This window comes from Microcystis sp. M179S2, from assembly GCF_020245805.1.
GTDB classification, from domain to species: Bacteria; Cyanobacteriota; Cyanobacteriia; order Cyanobacteriales; family Microcystaceae; genus Microcystis; species Microcystis aeruginosa.
This window is the reverse complement of sequence record NZ_JADBUE010000275.1, coordinates 1-4,499: the sequence shown is the minus strand read 5'-3', so window position 1 is coordinate 4,499 and position 4,499 is coordinate 1. Positions and strand designations below refer to the sequence as shown.

Below are 4,499 nucleotides of genomic sequence, written 5' to 3'. Positions count from 1 at the left end.
TATCATTCCCATCAATACCATTGAGGGTATTATTACCACTATTACCGGTGATAATGTTATTTAAGGTGTTACCTGTCCCATTAATATTTGCGGTTCCCGTTAACGTGAGGTTTTCTAGGTTATTTCCCAGGGTATAAGTAACTGATGATTGAACAGTATCTGTACCTTGGTTGGCATTTTCAGTAATGGTATCGGTAGTAGTATCAACTTGATAAGTATCATTCCCTAAACCACCGATGAGGGTATCAATTCCTGTTGCACCATTAAGAATATTGTTACCACTATTACCAGTGATAATGTTATTTAATGTGTTACCTGTCCCATTAATATTTGTAGTCCCAGTTAGGGTCAGATTTTCCACATTAGCGGGTAGGGTAGTTGTAACATTAGCGGTTAGGGTGTCGCTGATGGTGACAATTCCTTTGTTATTGGTAAGAGTTGCATTGACGGGATTACTGAGGTTAATGGCAAAAGTTTCGTTTGCTTCATTAAGGTTATCATTGAGGATGGGAATGCTAATAGTAGCAGTGGAAGTATTAGCAGCAATGGTGATAGTTCCAGTTTTGCTAGTGTAATCTACATTGGCGGTAGCGTTAACGGGTGCAGTAGCATAATTTACGCTAATTGGTTGTGGATTGGGGTTGTTGACAGTGACGGTGAGGATTGCATTATTATCTTTACCCTCGACAACGGTGATATTATTGATGGATAGTTGCGAGGTGACAGTGCTATCGTCATTATTAATTGTCCCCGTGGCTGCGTTGGTCGTACCTATCGTATAACCTGTCCCAGAAGCGAGGGTTAAAATGACGGTTTCGTTACTTTCTACTATTGTGTCAGCAGTGGGATTAACAGTTACAGTAGCAGTGGATGAACCGGCAGCGAAGGTGACAGTATTAGTAGTCCCTGTACGAGTGTAATCGGTATTTAAAGTAGCTGTCCCTCCGAGGGTGTAATTGACTGTTAAAGCATTGGTTGTTACACCTGTACGAGTGAAAGTGTAAACCAAATTGGCTGTCCCGTCTTCGTTAACACTTGCAGGGGAGACTGCTAAGCTAATAACGACAATTGTCCCTTGCTCTTCAAATGCACCAATATCTACTGTACCACCAAAGATGCGATTGAATCCTGTTCCTCGTTGATCAAAGGGAATTTGTTCGGTCGTGTCACCATCACCATCAATATCTTCGCTATCAACAAGAATAAGGCTATTGTTTCCTGCGTTAATCGCCGGACTTCCTGCTAAAAGTGCATGGGTCAGAGTTAAACCCCCATAGTTAGCTAAAGGAGCAAGTCCAGGATTAGAATTAACAATATCAGTTCCTGTGCCAATCGTTCCTTTTGCACCAGTTAAATCACCGATAAGGTTGTAGTTATTGCCATTAAATATCGCACCAGATAACCCAGAAGAAAGTAAATCGAAACCATTAGTTGTATTATCTATATTTCCAGCAACAATTGTGTTTTTAAGAAAAAAGGTTGTACTAAGACTATAAATGCCGCCTCCACCGCGTCCAACAAATTGAGTGTCAACGACAGTATTATTGGTAATTGTGCTATTAATCAAATTAAATGTGTCACCAGAAGAATATATGCCACCTCCAGCATAACTTGCATTATTGCCACTAACGGTTGTATTGATCAAAGCAATTGAAGTACCGTTGTTCCTTATGCCTCCACCATTTCCCGCACTATTACCACTAACAGTAGTATTGATCAGAGTCAGCGATCCAGCTACACTTGATATGCCACCTCCATAAACGCCTCCTTGATTATTATTAATTGTCGAGTTGATTGCAATTAGTGTTCCGCCTGAATTGTAAACGCCTCCGCCTTCCTGATAACTACTACCACTAGCTATATTATTACTAACTACGCTACCCTGACGGAGATAGACAAAACCACGATTCTGAATACCACCACCATTGCTAGAAGAACCAAGTGCCTTATTTCCACTTACAGTTGTGTTGTATAAGTCAAGAACACCTGTCGCATTAACACTAATACCTGCGCCGGAAGAAGATGTAATTCCCCCGGTTACTACGACATTCTGTAAGCTTAATGCACCTCCACTGAGAACATGAAAAACCCGATCAGAATTTAATAATCCTGACGCATCAATAGTAGCTTTTTGTCCATTAAATGCTCCAATATAAAGCACATTATTACGAGACTTAATATCTAAGTCTCCCGTTTTTCCCGCATCTTCATTAACGCCATTACTCGTTAGAGTATAGGTTAAGCCTCCTGTTAAATGAATTTCATATTCAGTATTCGGGTTAGCATTAGCAATTAAGATCGCATCCCGCAAAGATAATCCATTATCAGCATTGCCATCATTTTGATCGGCGGTCGTATTAACGGTTAAAATAGTTGGTGCAGATTTTTCTACAGGAACATCATTTCCTGTGATTGTAATATTGGCAAAGTCATTTTCAGTTGTAATTCTTGCTACTTCTTGCGTTGTTAAATCTACTCCACGAACTAATGCTGAGAAATATTCTCCCTCATCCCCAGCACTATCCACCTGATTAATTTGAGCATCCACATAATGCCCAATTTCTTCTAAAATTACATTAACTATCGATGCTGACGAAGCCGTATTTAAAAAAGATGCTGATAGATAAATCTTATTGGTACTGCTGGAATATGCACCATTCGCCGTCCCTAAAACTTCATCACTAAGTACCTCAATTGGGGGAATTTGACTAAAATTTCGGCTGTGCCACTGCTGTTGTAGTTCTGTCGCCTTAACCACATCATAACTTGTGCCAAAAGCGATAGCCAAATTCGCCCAAAAGCCATCAGATTGAGCGAAATCGAACAAAACATCGTCAACAGCCGGAAGAATCGACAAAAGGGTAGAAGTCATGACATTAACAGCAGAGGTTTATTGCTAACAGTTTTAGCCCAACAATCCCCAATTTTTCAAGACCCCTGTAACAGAAATTAATATTGCAAGAAAACGGGTTTCTCAAAGGACAAGAAAACGGGTTTCTCAAAGAAAACGGGTTTTCTAAATAGTTTCTCAAAGAAACCCGTTTTCTAAAATCACAACTTAATCTAATTCATTTGCTGTTTGCAAAACCTCCTCATAAAGTTGACGACTGATGCGAAAATTTGCTTGGAGTATTAGAGCATCTATTATGGGTTTAACCTTAGCAATCAATCCTCTATTTTTAGCGATTAAAAGAACTCCTAGAACCCCCGTAATTGACAGCCCCAAACGCACAGCCTCCCTCCGTCCAAGACGCTCATCAATTAACAATTCATCTGCTTTTAATTCTAAGGCAAGAGCGATTGCTTCTGCTTCGCCAATATCTAAATTATAGTCATTGCTCAAACAAGCCACAAGTTCCAAATTAGCGGCTTGTTTAACCTGTATCCAGTTCAGAGAAATTATCGCTTTAATGCGGATATCTTCCTCAGTTAAATTGGCTAATTCATTGGCAACTGCTTGGGGAATAACAACATTAGTATAAATATCTTTTAAGATTGACAGATAACCAACAAGAGCAAGACTGCTGAGAGGAGAAGTATCGCTAATAATAATCATAGCCAACCTTTCTCTTTTAAATGCTTAATATCTTCCTGAAACTCAGCAACATCATAGTGAATACAAATTCCTCGTTCAGAAAGCATCCGTTGAAACTTGATTTGATTAATACCTAATAACTCACTTGCTTTTCCTAAGCTAATCTTATCTTGTTGGAATAACATAACAACAATTTCCTTCAACAGTTCATCCTCTGATAAACCACTTGCTTTAATCACTTCTTGGGAAATAACTAGAGTCATATTTTCTCCGTATTTTGATAAGAATTATACAAATGCTATCCTATGTTTTGCGGTCTGTCAATTCCCTTTGGCAGACCTCACTTCTAACTGTTAACTGTTAACTGAAATTCCCTCTCCGAAGCAATCTTACCCCTTGTCATGGCGAAGAGGCGAGCGCTAACGTCAAAGCTAGGCAGTTAAAGTATTTAACCAATTGATTAAATCTTCAACCGTAGAGAAATCGAATAAAGCTTCTCCTAATACTTCGACATCATCAATACTTAACTCCATAATTTTAGTTTCTAATGAAGGATTAATCTCCCCTAACTTGCGTTTAAGTTGACGAAGAATCAATGTCTTTTCCCGTTCAATACCTTGTTCAATACCTTGACGCATCCAACTGGTAGTAATTTGCATAACTCCCTCCTGTACGGGTTGACTAAATGTGCTAATCTCTTGTTGAAATTGTATCTCTTCGACCGGATTTAGATTGAGATAAGTATCAATAAATCCGGAAATTAATTGCATTTTCGCTGGATTTAACTTTAAAGTAATTAACAAGCGCAGACATTCCGCCTTAACCTTGGCTCGCTCTTTCTCGGAAATGCTCATCTTCGCCATCAAAGCTGAAGCAACCGGATTCGGTTGATTGAGAAAATCTCGCCAATTTAATCGATTTAACTGCACTACTTGATAGTTAAATTCTAAGACCTTAAAATCGG

The 4,499-nt window shown here is 39.1% G+C and carries 4 protein-coding genes; all 4 read right to left on the bottom strand.

The window, feature by feature from the left end; all coding sequences use genetic code 11:
• Window positions 1-2,872, bottom strand: a 2,872-nt coding sequence (locus IM500_RS16610; protein ID WP_287739054.1) for a Calx-beta domain-containing protein, incomplete at its 3' end; no start/stop codon positions are given.
• 186 nt (window positions 2,873-3,058) lie between these two features.
• Window positions 3,059-3,556, bottom strand: a complete 498-nt coding sequence (locus IM500_RS16605) for a PIN domain-containing protein (RefSeq protein ID WP_287739052.1) — start codon at window positions 3,554-3,556, stop codon at window positions 3,059-3,061.
• The gene (locus IM500_RS16600) at window positions 3,553-3,798 is read right to left on the bottom strand and encodes a UPF0175 family protein (protein WP_002756573.1); all 246 of its coding nucleotides are present in this window, start codon (window positions 3,796-3,798) and stop codon (window positions 3,553-3,555) included. Before IM500_RS16600 ends, IM500_RS16605 begins: the two co-directional genes overlap by 4 nt.
• A gap of 168 nt (window positions 3,799-3,966) precedes the next feature.
• A partial coding sequence (locus tag IM500_RS16595; RefSeq protein ID WP_287739051.1) for a DUF4351 domain-containing protein occupies window positions 3,967-4,499 on the bottom strand: 533 nt, incomplete at its 5' end.